1 protein-coding gene is annotated in these 535 nt (G+C 41.5%); it reads left to right on the forward strand.

Translation table 11 applies throughout. The annotated features are described in order from the left end of the window. A partial coding sequence (locus ACRCJ0_RS19115; RefSeq protein ID WP_431391789.1) for a UvrD-helicase domain-containing protein occupies nucleotides 1-535 on the forward strand: 535 nt, incomplete at both ends.

Below are 535 nucleotides of genomic sequence, written 5' to 3' on the forward strand. Positions count from 1 at the left end.
CAAAACAATTAAGGACGTATTCGACAAGGATATCTTGCCTTACTTTACCTTTGACGAGCATTACCAAGGCCTCTTTATTCAAGATGCTAAAAAACTTGGGCAAGCCATTATAAATGTGGAGAATGTCTTTACTGAACGGATGACAGCCCATAAATTTGACCAAAGAATCTTAGATTTCTCAGATAACGAACTTTTTACCTATCAAATTTTAAGTAAACGGTTAGCGGACACAGAAAATGGCGACGGCGGAAGTGTGAGTGGAAACGTCAATACTATGAATGAGGCTAAGGCTTACTATCGGGACAAGTTTACTGAAGTCATGGTGGATGAGTATCAGGATGTCAATGCCTTACAGGAAGCCATTCTACAAGCTGTATCAGGGAATCCGGAACATCCAAATATGTTCATGGTGGGGGATGTGAAGCAGTCGATTTACCGTTTCCGCTTTGCTGAACCAGGTTTATTTATCCATAAATTCAACCAATTCGCGGATGGTAATGGAGGGCAGAGGATTGTCTTAGCGGAAAACTTCCGG

The sequence above is a fragment of the Aerococcus sp. L_32 genome (assembly GCF_050689315.1).